At 36.6% G+C, this 19,566-nt stretch carries 20 protein-coding genes; 11 read left to right on the forward strand and 9 right to left on the reverse strand.

The genetic code is table 11. The features are described 5' to 3' along the window. The first annotated feature begins 66 nt into the window (after window positions 1–66). The 3 genes from mtaB (at window position 67) to BLR60_RS16910 (ending at window position 3,643) form a co-directional block, all read left to right on the forward strand. Window positions 67–1,389: a tRNA (N(6)-L-threonylcarbamoyladenosine(37)-C(2))-methylthiotransferase MtaB gene (gene mtaB / locus BLR60_RS16900; RefSeq protein ID WP_090501948.1), complete on the forward strand. Its 1,323-nt coding sequence runs from the start codon at window positions 67–69 to the stop codon at window positions 1,387–1,389. 256 nt (window positions 1,390–1,645) lie between these two features. Continuing rightward, window positions 1,646–2,797 carry a prolipoprotein diacylglyceryl transferase gene (locus tag BLR60_RS16905; RefSeq protein ID WP_090501950.1) on the forward strand — a complete coding sequence of 384 codons (1,152 nt, stop codon included), beginning with the start codon at window positions 1,646–1,648 and terminating at the stop codon, window positions 2,795–2,797. Window positions 2,798–2,854: 57 nt separating this feature from the next. Continuing rightward, window positions 2,855–3,643 carry an inositol monophosphatase family protein gene (locus tag BLR60_RS16910; RefSeq protein WP_090501952.1) on the forward strand — a complete coding sequence of 263 codons (789 nt, stop codon included), beginning with the start codon at window positions 2,855–2,857 and terminating at the stop codon, window positions 3,641–3,643. A 179-nt stretch (window positions 3,644–3,822) separates the two neighbouring features. Here the strand turns inward: BLR60_RS16910 and BLR60_RS16915 are convergent, their stop codons facing one another. The 5 genes from BLR60_RS16915 to BLR60_RS16935 all read right to left on the reverse strand — a co-directional run bounded on the left by BLR60_RS16915 (window position 3,823) and on the right by BLR60_RS16935 (window position 7,054). Continuing rightward, window positions 3,823–4,374 (reverse strand): NifU family protein, encoded by a 552-nt coding sequence (locus BLR60_RS16915; RefSeq protein ID WP_090501954.1) that lies wholly within the window; start codon window positions 4,372–4,374, stop codon window positions 3,823–3,825. An 87-nt stretch (window positions 4,375–4,461) separates the two neighbouring features. After that, a complete protein-coding gene (gene purB / locus BLR60_RS16920; RefSeq protein WP_090501956.1) occupies window positions 4,462–5,808 on the reverse strand; it encodes an adenylosuccinate lyase in 1,347 nt (448 codons plus the stop codon). 311 nt (window positions 5,809–6,119) lie between these two features. Continuing rightward, window positions 6,120–6,338 carry a hypothetical protein gene (locus BLR60_RS16925; protein WP_090502066.1) on the reverse strand — a complete coding sequence of 73 codons (219 nt, stop codon included), beginning with the start codon at window positions 6,336–6,338 and terminating at the stop codon, window positions 6,120–6,122. A 131-nt stretch (window positions 6,339–6,469) separates the two neighbouring features. Then, window positions 6,470–6,688: a hypothetical protein gene (locus BLR60_RS16930; RefSeq protein ID WP_090501958.1), complete on the reverse strand. Its 219-nt coding sequence runs from the start codon at window positions 6,686–6,688 to the stop codon at window positions 6,470–6,472. A gap of 147 nt (window positions 6,689–6,835) precedes the next feature. After that, on the reverse strand, window positions 6,836–7,054 hold the full coding sequence (locus tag BLR60_RS16935; RefSeq protein WP_090501959.1) for a hypothetical protein: 219 nt from the start codon (window positions 7,052–7,054) through the stop codon (window positions 6,836–6,838). 203 nt (window positions 7,055–7,257) lie between these two features. Between BLR60_RS16935 and BLR60_RS16940 the strand changes: the two genes are divergently transcribed. From BLR60_RS16940 to BLR60_RS16955, 4 genes are all read left to right on the forward strand, one after another. After that, window positions 7,258–7,824 carry an RNA polymerase sigma factor gene (locus BLR60_RS16940; RefSeq protein WP_090501961.1) on the forward strand — a complete coding sequence of 189 codons (567 nt, stop codon included), beginning with the start codon at window positions 7,258–7,260 and terminating at the stop codon, window positions 7,822–7,824. Between the two features lie 6 nt (window positions 7,825–7,830). Next, window positions 7,831–8,925 carry a S1C family serine protease gene (locus BLR60_RS16945; RefSeq protein WP_090501963.1) on the forward strand — a complete coding sequence of 365 codons (1,095 nt, stop codon included), beginning with the start codon at window positions 7,831–7,833 and terminating at the stop codon, window positions 8,923–8,925. Between the two features lie 161 nt (window positions 8,926–9,086). After that, on the forward strand, window positions 9,087–9,722 hold the full coding sequence (locus BLR60_RS16950) for a peroxiredoxin (RefSeq protein WP_090501965.1): 636 nt from the start codon (window positions 9,087–9,089) through the stop codon (window positions 9,720–9,722). Window positions 9,723–9,923: 201 nt separating this feature from the next. Continuing rightward, window positions 9,924–10,121, forward strand: a complete 198-nt coding sequence (locus BLR60_RS16955; RefSeq protein WP_090501969.1) for a cold-shock protein — start codon at window positions 9,924–9,926, stop codon at window positions 10,119–10,121. Window positions 10,122–10,579: 458 nt separating this feature from the next. On the opposite strand, the gene BLR60_RS16960 is transcribed toward BLR60_RS16955, so the two are convergent. The 4 genes from BLR60_RS16960 to BLR60_RS16975 form a co-directional block, all read right to left on the reverse strand. After that, a complete protein-coding gene (locus BLR60_RS16960) occupies window positions 10,580–11,767 on the reverse strand; it encodes a class I SAM-dependent methyltransferase (protein ID WP_090501971.1) in 1,188 nt (395 codons plus the stop codon). A gap of 104 nt (window positions 11,768–11,871) precedes the next feature. Next, complete coding sequence (locus tag BLR60_RS16965; protein WP_090501973.1) at window positions 11,872–13,140, reverse strand: aspartate kinase; 1,269 nt, start codon at window positions 13,138–13,140, stop codon at window positions 11,872–11,874. 1 nt (window position 13,141) lies between these two features. Further along, window positions 13,142–13,609: a GNAT family N-acetyltransferase gene (locus tag BLR60_RS16970; protein WP_090501975.1), complete on the reverse strand. Its 468-nt coding sequence runs from the start codon at window positions 13,607–13,609 to the stop codon at window positions 13,142–13,144. A gap of 1 nt (window position 13,610) precedes the next feature. Continuing rightward, on the reverse strand, window positions 13,611–14,312 hold the full coding sequence (locus tag BLR60_RS16975; protein ID WP_090501977.1) for a YggS family pyridoxal phosphate-dependent enzyme: 702 nt from the start codon (window positions 14,310–14,312) through the stop codon (window positions 13,611–13,613). A gap of 93 nt (window positions 14,313–14,405) precedes the next feature. Between BLR60_RS16975 and BLR60_RS16980 the strand changes: the two genes are divergently transcribed. From BLR60_RS16980 to BLR60_RS16995, 4 genes are all read left to right on the forward strand, one after another. Next, window positions 14,406–14,939 carry a DUF4296 domain-containing protein gene (locus tag BLR60_RS16980; RefSeq protein ID WP_167354770.1) on the forward strand — a complete coding sequence of 178 codons (534 nt, stop codon included), beginning with the start codon at window positions 14,406–14,408 and terminating at the stop codon, window positions 14,937–14,939. A gap of 1 nt (window position 14,940) precedes the next feature. Further along, on the forward strand, window positions 14,941–17,319 hold the full coding sequence (locus BLR60_RS16985) for an endonuclease MutS2 (protein WP_090501981.1): 2,379 nt from the start codon (window positions 14,941–14,943) through the stop codon (window positions 17,317–17,319). A gap of 153 nt (window positions 17,320–17,472) precedes the next feature. Then, a complete protein-coding gene (locus tag BLR60_RS16990; protein ID WP_090501983.1) occupies window positions 17,473–18,561 on the forward strand; it encodes a PQQ-dependent sugar dehydrogenase in 1,089 nt (362 codons plus the stop codon). Between the two features lie 295 nt (window positions 18,562–18,856). After that, window positions 18,857–19,561, forward strand: coding sequence for a CoA transferase subunit A (locus BLR60_RS16995; RefSeq protein WP_090501984.1), 705 nt, complete (start codon window positions 18,857–18,859; stop codon window positions 19,559–19,561). Window positions 19,562–19,566 lie beyond the last annotated feature (5 nt).

The following is a 19,566-nucleotide window of genomic DNA, read 5'->3' on the forward strand; positions in this document are numbered from 1 at the left end:
ATTTACATTTAATCTCTAATCTCATATCTCAATACTCAAATCTATTTTATTATCTTTGCAGGCTCAATGAAAAAGGTCGCATTTTATACATTAGGTTGTAAACTCAATTTCTCCGAAACCTCAACCATCGGTCGTTTATTTACCGATGCCGGCTATGCCGTAGTAGAATTTCAGGATCAGGCTGATGTTTACGTAATCAATACTTGTTCTGTTACTGAGCATGCTGATAAAAAATGCCGTAAAGTAGTTAAAGAAGCTTTAAAGTATTCGCCAAATGCCTTTGTAACCATTGTAGGTTGTTATGCCCAGTTAAAACCACAGGAAATTGCCGAAATAGAAGGTGTTGATATGGTTTTAGGTGCGGCAGAAAAATTTAGAATTGTTGAATATATTACCGATTTAACCAAACAGCCAAAAGCACTTGTTCACCAACAAAATATAGAAAAAGTTAACCACAACTTTATTGCTTCTTATTCTATTGGCGATAGAACGCGTACGTTTTTGAAAGTACAGGATGGCTGCGATTATCCTTGTACCTACTGTACTATTCCGCTGGCGCGCGGTGCAAGCCGTAGCGATACTATTGAAAATGTAGTAAACCGTGCAAGAATGATTGCGGAAAGCGGTGTTAAAGAAATTGTATTAACCGGTGTAAATTTGGGTGATTTTGGAATCAGAAACGGGCAGCGGGAAGACAAGTTTTTTGATTTGGTTAAAGCATTGGACGAGGTAGAAGGAATTGAAAGAATTCGTATTTCATCTATTGAGCCAAATTTATTAAGCAACGAAATTATAGAATTTGTATCCACTTCAAAAAGGTTTGTTCCGCATTTTCATATTCCCTTACAATCTGGCTCTGATAAAATTTTAGGTTTAATGCGCCGTCGTTACCGCAGTGATTTGTATGTGGAGCGTGTAGCTAAAATTAAAGAAGTAATGCCAAACTGCTGTATCGGCGTAGATGTGATTGTTGGATTTCCTGGCGAAACAAAAGAAGATTTCCTGGATACCTATCAGTTTCTAAACCAGCTTGACATTTCTTATCTACATGTATTTACCTACTCTGAACGCGAATTAACAGCTGCTGCCGAAATGAAAGGCGTTGTGGCCGGAAGTGAGCGGAATGAGCGCAGTAAAATGCTTCATATCTTATCAGATAAAAAACGGAGGGCTTTCTACGAATCGCAAATTGGAGCTGAGGGAGAAGTACTTTTCGAAGCAGATCAAAAATCAGGTTACATGCATGGTTTTACCAAAAACTATGTAAAAGTTCGTGCCAAATACGACCCCGTTATGGTAAATGAATTAAAAGCGGTTAAGCTTTTAGCAATTACAGCTGATGGAGAAGTAGAAGTAGCCGAATTGGAAACCGCTTACGCGCATCACTAGGTTAGTCTTCAGTCTATAGTCCTCAGTCCAAAGTCTTCAGTGCAGAGTCTTTAGTCTAAAGTATTCAGTTAAATATCCTTTGTTGTCATTCTGTACGCAGTGAAGAATCTTTTTAGAAGTAAGATTTAAAAATGAATGATGGAAAAAATATGCTATTGTTTATGAATTATTTCTCTTTTAAATTTAGCCTTCAGACTTCGGTCTTTCCGCTTTGGTCTTTACTCTTTCTTTCCTATCTTCGCAACAAAATATTTGTATGTTTCCTACCGTTTCACATTTTTTAGAATACCTGTTCGGCATTAATTTACCGCTTCCATTTAATACATTTGGAGTTTTTGTAGCGCTAGCATTTGTAGCCGGTTACTGGGCATTTACCAAAGAGCTTAAACGTAAAGAGGCATTAGGCATACTCCACCCGATTAAAAAGACAATTATAGTTGGCAAGCCTGCTACTACATCAGAATTGCTGATGAACGGCCTGTTCGGCTTTGTTATCGGCTATAAACTGGTTTATGCTTTATTAAACTATAAACTCTTTGTAAACGACGCACAATCGGTTTTAATGTCGACCAAAGGAAATATAATTGGTGGTTTGTTTTTTGCCGGTTTATTCGCTTATTGGGATTATACAGAAAAAAATAAACATAAGTTAGCTAAACCAAAAGAAACACAGGTAACCATTCACCCTTATCAAACAATGAGCAACCTGATTGTTTGGGCGGCTATATGGGGCTTTTTGGGTGCAAAATTTTTCGATAATTTAGAGTATTGGGATGATTTTGTTCAACATCCTATAGAGCGCCTATTATCTTTTAGTGGTTTAACCTTTTACGGGGGGTTAATTTGCGGTGGTGCTGCTGTATTAATTATTGCAAAGAGAAACGGCATTAAACCCTTACATATGCTTGATGTTGGTGGTCCAGGTATGATGCTGGCTTATGCAGTGGGGCGTATTGGCTGTCATATGGCAGGTGATGGCGACTGGGGCATTGTGAATCCCAATCCTAAACCGTTCTCCTGGCTGCCAGATTGGCTATGGTCTTACAAATACCCAAATAATGTGGTGGGCGAGGGGATTCCGATTCCCGGCTGTACAGGTAAGTTTTGTAACGAATTGGCACAAGGTGTATACCCAACACCGCTTTACGAAGTGATTATCTGTTTAATCCTGTTCGCCTTTTTATGGAGTATAAGAGATAAAATAAAAGCACCTGGTTTAATGTTTGGTATTTACATGATCTTAAACGGTCTCGAACGTTTCTGTATCGAGTTAATCCGTGTAAACTCCAAATACCATGTTTTTGGTTTATCTTTTACGCAGGCAGAAATGATTTCAACTTTTCTTGTTGTAGGTGGAATTGCACTAAGTGCTTATGCTTTAAGGAACAGGAATCAACTGGCCCAATAAGAACCCTATAAATTCATTTAAAACCCAACAATAGTTTTACGCTGTTGTTAAATAGTTATGAATTACGAATTACTATGCAATAAAGTGATCTCGATTGTTAAGCTTACCGGAAATTTTATCCGTAAAGAGGCCATGCAGTTTGATGTTCAGAAAATAGAATATAAAGGATTAAATGATATGGTTTCTTATGTTGATAAAACAGCGGAGCAGAAACTCGTTCAAAATCTGGAGAAATTAATTCCCGATGCAGGTTTTATCACCGAAGAAAAAACCATTAACCGTACAGGAAAAACATACACCTGGATCATTGATCCATTAGACGGTACAACCAACTTTATTCATGGTATTCCCGCCTATGGCATTAGCGTGGCGCTTTATGAAGATGGATTGCCTGTAATTGGTGTCGTTTATGAATTAAATAGGGGAGAAATGTTTTATTCTTACAAGGGTGGACCTGCTTTAATGAATAAAAAGGAAATTAAAGTTTCCGGTAATCCTGATTTAAAATCAAGCCTGTTGGCTACGGGTTTCCCATATTATCAGTTTGATAAACAAGAGAAATACCTAAAATTATTGGCTGAAATGATGCAGAAAAGTCATGGCGTTCGTAGAATTGGTGCAGCGGCAATAGATTTGGTATATACAGCCTGCGGACGTTTTGATGCTTTTTTTGAATACAATCTGCAGCAATGGGATTTTGCAGCCGGATGTTTCATTGTGCAGCAGGCAGGCGGAGCGGTTTATGATTTTTCTGGTGGAAATGATTATTTTGAGAAAAGGGAGATCCTAGCTACCAATGGGAAGCTTACCAATGAGATGTTGCAGGCGATTAAAAAGTATTTTTAATAATCGCAAGATAAATTAAGCAGATCGTCATTTCGACCGTAGTGGAGAAATCTATTCTAAATAGATCTCTCCATTCCGCGTTGCTACAGTCGAGATGACGGGAAATAGGTTCAAATAAAAAAAAGGTTGCGATTCTCATCGCAACCTTTTTACTATATATACTATGAAAAATGCAAATTTTAAAGCGCTTCAGAAACTACGTCTGTAACCTCTGGCACCATTCTTTGTAATAAGTTTTGAATTCCTGATTTAAGCGTAATGGTAGAAGACGGGCAGCCACTGCAAGAGCCACGTAATTCTACAGTAACCACACCTTCATCAAAAGATTTATATGTAATTGCACCACCATCCTGTTCAACGGCTGGGCGAACATAATCGTGTAAAATCTGCTGAATTTTAATCTCAGTTTCGGTACCTTCAAATGCTGGAGCTTCTTCAGCAGCTGCTTCTTTAATTTTTAATTCAGATTCTACCGCGCCCTTCACAAATTCTTTTAGAATGGCTTCAATATCTGCCCAATCTGCATCGTCTGTTTTGGTAATGGTAACAAAATTACTGGCGAAAAAAACGCCAGAAACAAAGTTGAACTTAAATAACTCTTTCGCAAAAGGCGAATGTTCAGCACTCTCTTTAGTCGCAAAATCCTCACTGCCGTTTATTAACAGTTTGTTTACCATAAATTTCATGGTAGCTGGATTTGGAGTTTGTTCTGTATATACGTTAATCGTCATGTCTTAATCAATTTGAATAAACAAAATTAACAATTACTGCTAAATAAAACCCTTGCGGGCTGTCTGCTTAACGTCAATTTAATTTCATTAAAAAACGCCGGTGTAATTAAATGGTGTAATGGTTCTTAATTGAACTTTTATTGTCTCCGAAACAGCCAAACCTTCAATAAATTCGGCAATACTTGCTGCATTGATTTTAGTATTTGTTCTGGTTAATTCTTTCAGGGCTTCGTATGGATTCGGATAGTTCTCTCTTCTTAAAACCGTTTGAATAGCCTCAGCAACAACCGCCCAGTTTTCATCTAAATCTGCATGCAAAGCTGCTTCATTTAATAAAATCTTATTTAATCCACGCAAAGTCGAATGAATGGCAATTAATGTATGTCCAAAAGGAACACCAACGTTTCTTAAAACGGTAGAATCTGTTAAATCTCGCTGTAAACGCGAAATTGGCAATTTGGCGGCGAAAAATTCGAAAAGTGCATTTGCAATTCCCGCGTTTCCTTCTGCATTTTCAAAATCAATCGGGTTAACCTTATGTGGCATTGCCGATGAACCGATCTCTCCAGCTTTGATCTTCTGTTTAAAATAGTTTTTGGAGATATAGGTCCAGATATCTCTATCCAAATCGATAATGATATTGTTGATTCGTTTCAATGCATCACATTGTGCAGCAAACTGATCGTAATGCTCAATTTGGGTAGTGTGTTGTGCACGCGATAAACCTAATGTTTCGTTTACAAATTGGTTCGAAAAATCAACCCAGTTTACCTGAGGGTAAGCAATGTGGTGGGCATTGAAATTGCCGGTAGCGCCACCGAATTTAGCACTGTTCGGGATGTTTTTTAAGCTTTCTACCTGAATGGCCAAACGATCAGCGAAAACCAAAAACTCTTTGCCTAACTTGGTAGGAGAGGCTGGCTGCCCGTGCGTATGTGCCAACATCGGAATATCTTTCCATTCTGTGGCCAGCGCGTTTATTTTTTCAATTAAAGAATCAATAGCCGGATAATAACTTTCGTTTAATGCCAGTTTAATAGAATAAGGGATAGCCGTATTATTGATATCCTGAGAGGTTAAACCAAAATGGATAAACTCTTTGTAGTCTTGAAGAGATAAAGCATCAAATTTATTTTTGATAAAATATTCTACCGCTTTAACATCGTGATTGGTTACTTTTTCAGTTTCTTTAATTTCTAAAGCGTCGGCCTCTGAGAAATTTTCGTGGATTTTGCGTAATTCGGCATAAAGATTTCGATCAAAATTTGCTAAGCCTGGCAAGTTGATTTCACAAAGCGCGATAAAATATTCGATTTCTACAAAAACACGGTATTTGATTAAGGCTTCTTCAGAAAAGTAAGCGGCTAAACCTTCTGTAGTTTTTCTGTAACGGCCATCAACAGGTGAAATAGCTTGTAGTGATGTTAAATTCATTATGCGGATTATATTTTTGCCGCAAATTTACTACAATTGATGGATTTTAAGGCCTTGATGTCTAAAATAAAAAGGAGACTGTGTTATAAGTTGTGATTACACCACTAATTGACACGTTGAGTTCAGCCTGCCTGAATTTAAAGAGTTATCAATGCGAAGTGCCCGCCTGTGCGGATAGGGCTGCCCTTACAGGCGGGGAAAAATCTATCAAAACAGATTTCTCAAAAAAAAAGATAAAAATAACCTGATATTCTAAAACAAAAAAGGTCGCGATTTATGATCGCGACCTTTTCTATAATTAATTGATTAAACTAGTGTTTAACTTCAGTTTTTTCTGTTGTAGCTTTAACAGAAGTATCTTTTACGGTAGAATCTGTTACTACTGTATCAACTTTGGTCGTATCAGTAACAATTGTAGAAGAATCTGTAACTGTCGTATCAGCGCCATCAGCTTTTTTTTCTGAGTTACAAGCAGCCGCTGTTAGAGATAAAGCTAGGGCTAAAAAGCCTAATTTGAATGCATTTTTCATATTGGTATCTGTTTTAGGGTTAATATATACCCTTAATACCAAAAAATTAAAAAGGTAACCTTATTATTTTACAAAAATAAAAAAGCCTTTGAAAAATGAATTTCAAAGGCTTTTCTTATCAGTAAGTTAGACTAGTGTTTAACTTCTGTTTTTTCTGTAGTAGTTTTCACACTTGTATCTTTTACTGTAGAATCGTTAACTACTGTATCTTTTTTAGTAGTATCAGTAACGATAGTAGAAGAATCAGTAGCTGTAGTATCAGCACCGTCTGCTTTTTTCTCTGAGTTACAAGCAACAACTGATAAAGATAAAGCTAAAGCTAAGAAGCCTAATTTGAATGCATTTTTCATTTTTGAGTATTTTTAAGTAATTAATTAATTCATCTGTTAATACCACTTATTTAAAAAGGTAACCCAAAAAAAATAAAAAAAATGAATAAAAATAAAAAAGCGCCTTAAAGTTAATTTCAAGGCGCTTTTTTATATGGTAAAGTTAGACTAGTGTTTAACTTCAGTTTTCTCTGTAGTAGTTTTTACAGCTGTATCTTTTACTGTAGAATCTTTTACTGAAGTATCTTTTGCAGTAGTATCAGTAACGATGGTAGAAGAATCTGTTAAAGTAGTATCAGCACCTTCAGCTTTTTTCTCTGAGTTACAAGCAACAACTGATAAAGATAAAGCTAAAGCTAAAAAGCCTAATTTGAATGCATTTTTCATTTTTTGATTTTTTTTAGTAATTAATTTCTTGTTAATGCCGCAAAGGTAAAAAGGTAACCCGAAAATTTACAAAAAAGTTAAAATATTTTTTTTTGGAGATTTGGGTTACCGTTTGCCTGATGATTGTATTAAGCAATTATAGTGGCTATAAATATTTTTTTGTCTAATATTGGGTTACTATTTACAGAAAAATGTATTAACTAGTGAATAACAGTTTAAAGAGTTCAGTTCCAACAGATAGAGAGGTTATTTTAGGTATCCTAAATAACTCAGAAGATACACTTAACAAGTTATACAAAGCTTATTATGCAATGGTTTTGCAGTTTATCCTAAACAATAACGGTGATGAAGATGATGCAAAAGATGTTTACCAGGAAGGCATAATTATATTATATAACAAAATTAAGGCTGGTAATTTTGAGCTCAGCAGTAAGCTGAAAACCTATATTTATTCGGTTTGCAGGCGCATTTGGCTGAAGAAACTGAGCTTAAACAGTAAAAAGACCGGGAGTATTACTGATTACGAAGATGTTTTCGCTGTTGAGGAAGATGTAGAAAACCACGAAGAGAAAGATGCCTCTTTTGTAAAAATGCAATCGGCGCTTGATCATCTGGGCGAACCTTGTAAAACCATTATTCAGGATTTTTATATCCAAAATTTATCCATGCAGGATATCTGCGAAAAGTTTGGTTATACCAATACCGACAACGCAAAAACGCAGAAATATAAATGCCTGCAAAGGTTAAAGAAAATATTTTTTCAACCATAATTTGAAATGAGAAACGATTTGGAGTTAGATGCAATTATTGAAGATTATCTTTTAGGTAAACTTAATGAACAGGAAATAGAAGCTTTTGAAAAGTTACGTCTTAACGATGCTACAATAGATCATAAAGTAGTTTCGCATAAGTTCTTTTTAGCTTCTATGGATATTTTTGCAGAACAATTACGCTTAAAAGAACAGTTAAATCAGATCCATTCGGAAATTGATGTGGAAGGTTTGGCTTCTACACTTAGGCCTCATCCTTCACGTGTGGTGCAATTGTGGCGGAAATATAAATCTGCCATTGCGGTTGCCGCATCTTTTGTTGTACTTTCTTTGGTTTCGATCTACTCTATTCAGCACAGCACCCAACAGGCCGAGCGCTACAGGCAGTTGAGCAATAAAGTAAATAATGCCATTAAAACTCAAAATAGCCTAATCAGAAATATAAAGCATAATAATGCTACTTCCGATAAGCCAAATAATCAAAATAGTTTTGGGGGTACTGGTTTTGCCATCTCTACAAATGGTTACATCTTAACCAACCTGCATATTATTAATGGTGCAGATTCATTGTATGTGCAAAACAGTAAAGGAGAATCCTTTAAAGTAAAATCGGTTTACACTGATCCTCAAAATGATATTGCCATTCTGAAGATAAGCGATAAACATTTTAGTAACCTGTCATCTATTCCTTATACCATTAAAAGAAATACCAGTAACATTGGCGAAATTGTATATACTTTAGGTTATCCGAAAGATGATGCGGTATTGGGAGAAGGTTACGTAAGTTCTAAAAATGGTTTTGTTGGAGATACCACTCAGTATCAGGTAGCCATTTCGGTTAATCCGGGTAATAGCGGTGGTCCGGTTTTAGATAATAATGGAAATTTAGTTGGTATAATTAGCGGTAAGCCAGACCAGACTGAAGGTGCCGCCTTTGCTATCAAATCTAAATATATTTTAGAGGCCATGAGGGCTATTCCTCAGGATTCGCTGGGTGTAAATAAACTTTCTGCCAATAAAAAGAGTTTGCTGTCTGGTTTAAAACGTACCAAACAGATTGAAAAAATACAAGATTATGTATTTATGATTAAAGCATATTAAGAATAATACCCCAAACAAATTAATACTTTAAGCCCTGCAGATTATTCTTCAGGGTTTTTTTATTGAAATTGTAATTTGGAAGTCTTAAATTAATATAAAATCTATGTATTTACTATAGTATTGTTTAGATTTGTTATAGTCAAAATTAAATTAATAATATCATGAGTATAAGATTAGGCGATACCGCACCGAATTTCAAGGCCGATACATCCATTGGCGAAATAGATTTTTACGATTATTTAGGTGATAGCTGGGGTGTGCTTTTTTCTCACCCAGCCGATTATACACCAGTTTGTACTACTGAACTGGGGAGAACTGCCGCATTGAAAGACGAGTTTGAGAAAAGAAATGTTAAAGTTTTAGCCTTGAGTGTTGATTCTGCCGATTCGCATAAAGGATGGATAAATGATATCAACGAAACTCAAAATACATCTGTCGAATTTCCGATTATTGCCGATCCGGATAAAACAGTAGCTAATCTTTATGATATGATCCACCCGAATGCTTCAGAAACCTTAACGGTAAGGTCATTGTTCGTCATCAGTCCCGATAAAAAGGTGAAATTAATGATTACTTACCCGGCATCCACAGGACGGAATTTTAATGAAGTATTGCGTGTGATTGATTCTTTACAGCTTACTGCTAATTATAGCGTAGCCACGCCGGCCGATTGGCAAGATGGGGAAGACGTAATTGTGGTAAACAGTATTAAAACTGAAGATATTCCTGCTAAGTTTCCGAAAGGACATCAGGTGATTAAACCCTATTTACGTACCACACCTCAGCCAAATAAATAATTCGGTTTTTAGTAACGCAACATTCTTGTTGAACAGATCAAAATCACTTGCGTTAAATGCTTAAATTATTATATTTGATAGTTTTGTTTCAATATTAATGCTTAAACGGGTTGTTTTTATCTAAATTAATACACAATTGTTTAAATTAAATGCTGATCAAAGCGTAAAGGGTTTATTTATTTATACAATTTTTATTTTTTTATGGCAACCGGAAAAGTTAAATGGTTTAATACACAAAAAGGCTTTGGATTTATCGTGCAAGAAGACAATAAAGACATATTTGTACATTTCAAAGATGTTTTGGGTGGAATTGAGAGTTTGAAAGAAAACGACAAAGTAGAATTTGAAGTAGCTGATGGCAAAAAAGGTTTACAAGCTGTAAACGTTAAAAAAGTTTAAGCAATAATTATAATATCTCCAGCATGCAAAAAGTCTTTCGAGAGCGGGGCTTTTTGCATTAATGATATCGTCACCCTTAACTTGTTTCAAGGTCTTGTTACAAGATTCTTTACTGCGAATCAAGCTGAAAGTCTGGAAATATGATGTGATGAAACTGACATATTTTTTTGAAAAGCAGCATTTTTGGTACTTAGGTCCCGATAGTCCCAGTTGCTTAATCCCGATTGAAATCTGCTAAAGGATAAAATAATACTCAAATCAGGATGACGCTGTCTGTTTATCTTACAAACATTAGTTGTACTATTAAGCCAGATAAACCACTGCCTGTTGCAGGCGGGCGATCTTAGATGCCGATATTTCATCGGCAGAAGCGAGGCTGTGTGATCCTAAAGCTTCCGTACCTGCTTTCAAAAAAATATTGATGGGCTAAAGATTCTTCCATATGTTCAGAATGACAGTTAATAATACTGTATAATCGACGCTTTCAAAATCACGTTCTCTCCATTGGCAGTCTTTGTAAAAATCAAAAACTGAGTCTGATCGGCTTTGATTTTATATTTTTTTACTAGATCTTCTGGTTTTGCAGGGTAATTACGAACAATCACATTGCCTTTTAAATTAACCTCTTTTTTCAGTTCACCAGTATTCAGTATAGACTCAATTTTAAAAATACGGCCAGGAAAATCTGTTTTTATGCCATCAGCACTAAATAACTGCGTTTGAGGATGTAATTTTAAGAGACCGTAAGTTGTACCAATTAAATTAAAAGCACCTGATTTTAATAATGCAGCATCAGGCTCGTACAGGTACTCGCCAATGGTCAAATGATTGGTAAAATGCACTGATGCATTTGATGATGATCTGTAAAAAGAAAAATCTTTTTCAGTCTCATTATTTAAAGTTACGGCCTTAATTTTAGTGTCGTTTTTGTAACCTTTATCTATTACCCATAAAAGTTCTTTGCACTCGTTTTTTATACTTACAATATGAATTTCGCTTACCTGCGTCAATTCTGATAATCCGGCAGAGATATCCAGTAATGGGGCCGTTTTGATGATTGTGCGTGATGATTTTTCCAGTAATATGTCCAGATTACCTGCAACATCGGGTGTGCAATCTATGAGCATAAAAACTTTGCCCTTTTCGGCTCTTCGTGCAGGATCTACATAAATGGTATCATAGGTGGTATCACCTTTCTGGATGTAAGCAATGCCATCTTCTGCTTTAAATTCGATATTGGTAGCATGTAAGGCCTGGGCATTATGTTGGGCTATTGCAGACAGTTCGTCATTAATTTCGCAATGTGTAACTTTTTTTACCTTTTGCGAAAAGTAATAACTGTCAATTCCGAAGCCGCCTGTAACATCTATTAAAGTATGACCTTTAGCCAGTTTTGATTTATATTTTGCGGTAATTTCAGAAGATGTTTGTTCGATGGATAATACTGGGGGGTAATAAATGTTTTCTGCATGAAACCAGGTTGGTAATTTCTTCTCCGATTTTTTTTTCGCAGCAATTTGTGTAGCTAGCTCCGCAGGGCTAATGCCTTCGAACGGACTTTTTGCTAAAGCAATCTGATTCACATCCGCATTTAAGTTTGCATTAATGTAATCTTGTACAGCTTTAGCCAAAAGTTTATTGTTCATTGTTAGTTATGTTATTTCCAAAGAGTTCGTCATTTCAACTGAAGTGCAACGAAGTGGAGAAATGTATTCAAATAGATTTCTCCACTGCTGTCGAAATGACGAACCTATACGGTTTTATTCTTCATCACCATCTGGCAGGTGTGCCGGCTCTTCACTTCTAATAAAATATCTTTATCAACTGTTACCCGATCAATGGTTTGCTGATTGTAATAACGGATAGTGACCAATTCTAAGCCCTTATTGTATTTTACTGTAAACTCGTCTGATAGGTCTTTAATCAGTTTTTCAATCTGCACGGGATGATCATCAATACTTACCGAAAAACTGATTGCCGAGTTAAGCATGGTATTGATTTTTATTTTATGTCTATGAAAAAGTTCAAAGATATTGCTCAGGTTTTCTTCAATAATAAAAGAATAATCTTTTGGGAAAATAGAAATCAGCGCCTGGTTAACCTTAAAAATAAAAGAAGGGATAGGCAATGGGTTATTATCTTTGGTAATTGCTGTTCCAGATCCTTCTGGTTGGATAAATGATCTTACAAAAAGTGGAATACCCTTGTTTTGGAGTGGTTTTATGGTTTTGGGGTGTATTACCGTTGCACCGTAATAAGTAAGTTCAATGGCGTCATGATAAGAAAGCTGAGCAATCAAGGCTGTTTCATCAAACCATTTAGGATCTGCATTTAATACCCCTGGAACATCCTTCCAAATGGTTAAGGCCGCGGCATCTAAACAGGACGCAAATATCGCTGCCGAATAATCAGAGCCTTCGCGACCCAATGTTGTGGTATAATTTTCACTTGTTCCGCCAATAAATCCTTGTGTTACAATGATGTTATCTGTTAAAAGCGGGACTAAATCTTTTTGTATAATCTGGTTGGTCTTAGCCCAATCTACTTTACCTTCTTTATACGTATTATCGGTCTGGATATAGTTGCGTGCATCGGCCCAAAGGGTTTTGTTGCCCGTTTCATTTAACCAGGCCGCCACAATTTTAGTTGAAACGATCTCACCAATAGAAACAATCTGATCATAAATATAGTCATGATATTGGTCTGGTTCATCTTCAATCAACCAATCGATTTCGACAAATGTGTTGGCCACATCATCATAAACAGAATGGTGATTCCCTTGAAAGAGTTCATCTATAATGCCGAAATGGAAATGTTTAATTTCTTCAAAAATGGCATGTGCTTCATCATTTTGCGAGAGGAAAGCGTGGGTTAGGTCTTCCAGTCTATTGGTAATTTTGCCCATTGCAGAAATAACGATCAATAGATTCCCTTTTTTATAATCGCGTACAATATTGGCCAGATTTTTTACTCCTGCCGCATCTTTTACCGAGGCACCTCCAAATTTAAAAATATCCATATTAAAATGCCTTGATCTGTTCTGACGATAGCGCTGCATTTAACCAGCCACTTTCTAAATGTGCTTTATATTTATTGTAGAAATTGATGGCTGGCTCGTTCCAATCTAATACTTGCCAAACCATGCCCGTATAATTACCGTTTTTAGCTTCTTCTATTACTTTTTCGAACAATACTTTACCTAAGCCTTTTCCCCTAAATTCTTCTGTTACAATAAAATCTTCGAGGTATAACCTGCAACCTTTCCATGTAGAGTAACGCGTATAGTATAATGCGAAGCCCACAATGGTACTATTTACTTCTGCCACGTATGCTTTCCATACGGGGTTTTTGCCAAAACCAGCCTCCACAAAATGATCTAAAGTAACGGTAACTTCTTCAGGAGCCCGTTCATAAATGGCTAGTTCATTAATTAGTTCCAATAATCTCGGACAATCTTCTGCCGTTGCAAATCTGATATTGAAATCCATATTAGTTAGCCGAAATATCGTTTTTAAAATGTTTGATTACCCTTTTCCCAAAAATACTGCTACCAATTCTTACCATCGTACTTCCTTTTTCAATTGCAATTTTATAATCAGCACTCATTCCCGTTGATATTTCTTTAAAAGCATCATCTTTTCGGAAAAAGCTCACTTTAACGCCCTCAAAAAATACTTTTAATTCATTAAACTCCGTCGTAATCTGTTTTTCGTTCTTGGTATTGGTTGCAATTCCCATTAAACCTACAATACGGATGTTTTTCAATTCGGCTAATTCTTCAGCCCGTAGCAGTTCGATTACTTCATCAAAACCAAGTCCGAATTTAGTATCTTCATCAGCAATATAAACCTGTAACAAACAGTCGATTACGCGTTTGTTTTTAGCGGCCTGTTTGTTTATTTCCTGCAGCAATTTCAGGCTGTCTACACCATGGATAAGTTTAACAAAAGCGGCAATATACTTTACCTTGTTGCTTTGTAAATGGCCAATTAAATGCCATTCGATATCTTTTGGCAGCTGCGCCTCCTTATCAACCATTTCCTGTACATGGTTTTCCCCAAAAATACGTTGTCCGGCGTTGTATGCTTCTAAAATTGATTCTATCGGTTGTGTTTTTGAAACCGCAATCAGTTTCACTCCGTCTGATTCAACTTCGCTTTTATATTTTTTAAGATTATCAGCTATGCTCATTTATAACTATTTTTGGTAAAATTAATAACCTTGCCGCAATTTGGGCAAAAAATAATATTTAAATTAAGCATGAAGAGATTAATATGGGTTTTAATGACAGCTATATTATGGTTGGGCTGTAAGCCTGGCGTACCTGATGACATTATTAAACCTGATAAAATGGAAAAGATCTTATACGATATGCATATTGTAGACGGATACCTTTCCAGCATTTATGTAGCAGACTCGGCAAAGAAAGTGGCTGCAGCTTATTATAAGGGTATATATAAAAAGTTTGGGACAGATTCTGCCCAGTACAATAAAAGTTTGCTTTGGTATAATACCAATCCTGTAGCGCTGGAAGCCGTTTATAAAAACATACAGAAAATGCTGGCTAAACAAAAAAAAGGTACGGAGTTAGCCGATTTAATAATTAAGAAAAAACAGTTTAAGGCTGATTCACTGGTGATAGCAAAGAAGTTTAAGGCCGATTCTCTTGCCATTAGAAAAAAAATGAAACCAGATTCCTTATCAAAGGTTAAAGCTGTAGCGGCAATTGCTAAAAAGAAAAAACAGGCCGATTCACTTATAAATATAAAAAAGGCTGGAGCAGCGAGCACATCGCCCACACCAGTTGCAGTACAATAATATGTTATACCCAGATAATTGTTTAGAACGTTTAGGTTTTGTAGAAATCAGGCAACTGATCAGCAAACATTGTTTGAGCTCTATGGGCCAGTCAATGGTGGAAAAGATGCAGGTGATGAACCGTTTTGATCAAATTGATAAATTTTTACGTCAAACAAACGAATTTAAAAGCATCCTGCAAAATCAGGAACCCTTACAGATCAATACCTTTTTTGACATTAAATCACTGGTTGAAAAAATCAGGGTAGAAGGTACTTACATTTTAGAAGAGGAGTGGTTTCAGGTATATACTTCCTTGCAAACCGTTTTTTCTGTGCTTCGTTTTTTTGAAGAACGTGCAGAAGTGTACCCAACACTCGAGGCTTTATTTGAGCACCTGCCGATTGAAAAAAACATCTTACGTAAGATAGAAACTGTAATTGATGCCAAAGGAAAAATTAAACCGAATGCATCAAAAGAACTACAGGAGATTACCTCTGCTATTTCGAAAGCAGAGCAAGATGTGCGTAAGCGCATGGATTCTATCTACAAGCAAGCCATAGCCAATAATTGGGTTGCCGATGGGAGTTTAACCATCCGTGATGGGAGGATGTGTATCCCGGTTTTGGCAGAAAATAAACGCAAACTAAAAGGCTTTGTACATGATGAATCGGCAACCGGGCAAACCGTTTATATTGAGCCTGAAGAAGTTTTTACTTTAAATAATAAGTTACGCGATTTAGAATTTGATAAACGCCGTGAAATTATTAAAATTTTAATTTCCTTAACGGATGATCTGCGACCGTATTCTCCATTATTGCTTTCTTACCATGGTTTCCTGACCAAGCTGGATTTTGTGCGTGCCAAAGCATTATTTGCTATGGATATTGAAGCTGAAATGCCAGGTTTGTTAAAAGAACCTAAAACTAAGCTGATTAATGCAAGACATCCTTTATTATCAATCTCTTTTGCTGCAGAGAAGAAAACAGTTACCCCCTTAAATATTCATATAGATGCCGAAACCCGCGTAGTGCTGGTATCGGGCCCGAATGCGGGCGGTAAATCAGTTTGTATGAAAACAGTTGGTCTTTTGCAGATTATGCTACAAACCGGTCTGCTAATTCCTGTTGATGCCAATAGTGAGGTAGGAATTTTTGAAAACATTTTTGCCGACATTGGCGATGATCAATCGATAGAAAGTGATTTAAGTACTTATAGTGCACATTTGAAGAAGATGCGCTATTTTGTAGAACATGCTTCACCAAAAACGATGGTCCTAATTGATGAATTTGGTACGGGTACCGATCCGCAGTTTGGGGGACCCATGGCTGAAGCAGTTTTAGAAGTGTTAAACAATAAAAAGGTTCGAGGTGTAATCACCACGCACTATTCTAATTTAAAACTATTTGCGGGTAATACACCTGGTTTGGAAAATGCATCTATGCTTTTTGATAATGCCAAAATGAAACCACTGTATGTTTTAGAGATGGGTAAACCGGGTAGTTCTTATGCATTTGAAATTGCACAGAATATTGGTTTGCCTAAGGAGGTTATTCAGCTTGCGAGAGAAAAAACAGGTTCAAACCAAAATCGGGTAGATACGATGCTTGTTGATCTGGAGCGCGAAAAGAAAAATGTTTACGATGCCAAAGTAAGTTTGGCCAATCAGCAGAATAAAGCTAAAAACCTGGTAGCAGAAAATGAAAAGTTAAAAAGCTTTTTAGAAGAGAATAGAAAGGTATTGATTAGAGAGGCTAAACAAGAGGCGCAGAACATTATAAAAAATGCCAATAAACTGGTTGAAAATACGATAGCCGAGATTAAGGAAAAACAAGCTGATAAAGAAATAACCAAAGAATTGCGCCAGAATTTACAAAAGGAACTCGTTAAAAATACCTTACCTAAAGAGCGCCCTAAGCCGGTGCCGATAGTGGTTGGCGGTGAAATTGAAATTGGTGATTTAGTGAAATTTAACGATAGTGAAACCATTGGTCAGGTTTTAGAAATTAACCGCAATGAACTGATTTTGGCTATTGGCGATTTACGATCGACGGTTAAAAAGAGCCGTGTACAAAAAGTGAGTAACCGCGAAGCTAAAAAAGTAATTCAGAGCAGTGCCAATTCTTTCGCTGGGCGGATGAATGATGCTGTTTCTGGCTTCAGGGCTGAACTCGACCTCAGGGGGAAACGCACAGAAGATGCCCTTTTCGAAGTGGAGAAATATTTAGACAAAGCCATTATGCTCGGTTTTCCATCCATTAAACTGATACATGGTAAAGGTGATGGGATTTTAAGGAAAATGATCAGGGAATATCTACGCAAGTATAGTCAGGTAAACAGGATGGAAGATGAACATGCTGATAGGGGTGGAGATGGGATTACGTATGTTTACCTGAATTGATGAGTTAGATTTGAGACAGGAGATTTGAGATGGGCGAGGTGTAATCGTCATTTCGACCTCGGCTGCGCTGTGCTTCGCTCGAAATGACGCCCGTCCAATAACATAATAAAACTTTTATAACCGTAAGTATGTTATTTTTAAAATGTTACGGCTATGAAAAAAATCTTACTATGCCTTTTTGTGGTGCTGTTTACCACAACATGCAAAAAAAACAACAATGGTAATGAAGATCCAGGTAACTTGCCAGATGTAGAATTAAAATCGAAAGTAATTGTATCAGGACTAAGCCTTCCCTGGGAAATGGTCTATGGTCCGGATAATTTTATCTGGTTTACGGAAAAGGCTGGTAAAATCAGTCGGTTAAATCCTGCTACAGGTCAGGTAACAGCCTTGCTAACCATAACAGAGGTACGTACAAACGGAGAAGGTGGCTTGCTCGGAATGGCGCTACATCCCGATTTTACCAGCAATCCTTATGTTTATGTGGTATATGGTTATGGAAGTACTTATAAAGCTAAAGTGGTACGTTATACTTACGCTGGAGGAAATTTAACCAGCCCGTTGGTTTTATTGGATCAGATTCCTGCAGCCTCTATTCATAATGGTTCGCGCTTGTTAATTAGCGGTGGTAAATTATACATCAGTACAGGTGATGCTTCTGATACTAACCTTCCTCAAAATGTTAATTCTTTGGCTGGTAAAATTTTAAGAATCAATTTAGACGGCTCTATCCCTTCCGATAATCCTTATCCAAATAATCCAGTTTGGTCTCTAGGGCATCGGAATCCACAAGGATTGACCCAGGTTGGTAATAAAATTTTCTCCTCAGAACATGGACCTGATTCTGATGATGAGATTAATATCATAGAAAAAGAAAGAAACTATGGCTGGCCAAATATTAAAGGTTTTTGCAATGAAAGTGGAGAGCAATCTTTTTGCAATTTGAACAATGTAGCTGAACCGCTAATCAACTGGACGCCAACTATTGCACCAAGTGGCTTAACTTACTATAACAACAATTATATTCCGCAGTTTAAAAACTCTTTATTGTTGGCCGTATTAAAAGGTACAAAATTAATGCAATTGAAATTAGATGATGCACAGACTAAAATTGTTGGCACAAAAGATTTTTATGTAAATACCTATGGTAGGGTGAGAGCTGTCTGTCAATCGCCTGAAGGAAAAATTTACATCTGCACCAGTAATGGAAGCGATGATAAGATTGTAGAAATAGCAAAATAGGCGATTATTTTTTTTGTCCGGGACACTTTTTACAGCGTTTGCCTTTTTTAAATTTCTCGCAACATTTTTTGTGCTCTGCCGTACAACTGAAAATAAAACCCATACCTTTCTGAAATTCAGAATCAGTGGGCAATACAAATGTGTTTTCTTCTCTCTCGTTAATCATTGCAGCACAAAGGTAGTAGTTATTTAGATTAATTCCAATCAATTAATATTCCTGATAGATTTAAAAAATTTATATGCTGCAATTTTGTGGGCAATTTGTAATTTAGCGGACTAACCAAAAATTCATAAAATGATAAATAAAGTGGTATCTGGTGCTGAAGAGGCCATCAAAGATATATCAGATGGTGCAACCATTATGCTTGGTGGTTTCGGACTTTGTGGTATTCCTGAGAATTGCATAAATGCCCTGGTAACTAAGCGGGTGAAAAATCTGACCTGTATTTCTAATAACGCAGGTGTTGATGATTTTGGTATTGGCCTAATGCTGAAACAACGACAAGTAAAAAAAATGATTTCTTCTTATGTAGGTGAAAATGCTGAATTTGAGCGACAATTGCTGAGCGGTGAACTTGAGGTAGATCTTATCCCACAAGGTACTTTAGCTACCCGCTGTCTTGCGGCCGGATACGGTATGCCTGCAATTTTTACGCCCGCAGGTGTAGGAACTGAAGTGGCAGAAGGTAAAGAAGTACGTAATTTTGATGGTAAGGATTATTTAATGGAATATGCATTTGATGCCGATTTCGCAATTGTAAAAGCCTGGAAAGGTGATACCGCAGGAAATTTAATCTTTAGATCAACGAGCCGGAATTTTAATCCGGTAATGGCTATGGCCGGCAAAATTACGATCGCTGAGGTGGAGGAATTGGTAGAAGCTGGCGAATTAGAGCCGGATTATATTCATACACCCGGTATTTATGTCCACCGTATTTTTCAGGGTAAAGATTATGAGAAGAGAATTGAACAACGAACCGTGAGGAAGTCTGAAGTCTGAAGTTG

The sequence above is a fragment of the Pedobacter terrae genome, from assembly GCF_900100705.1.
GTDB lineage: Bacteria > Bacteroidota > Bacteroidia > Sphingobacteriales > Sphingobacteriaceae > Pedobacter > Pedobacter terrae.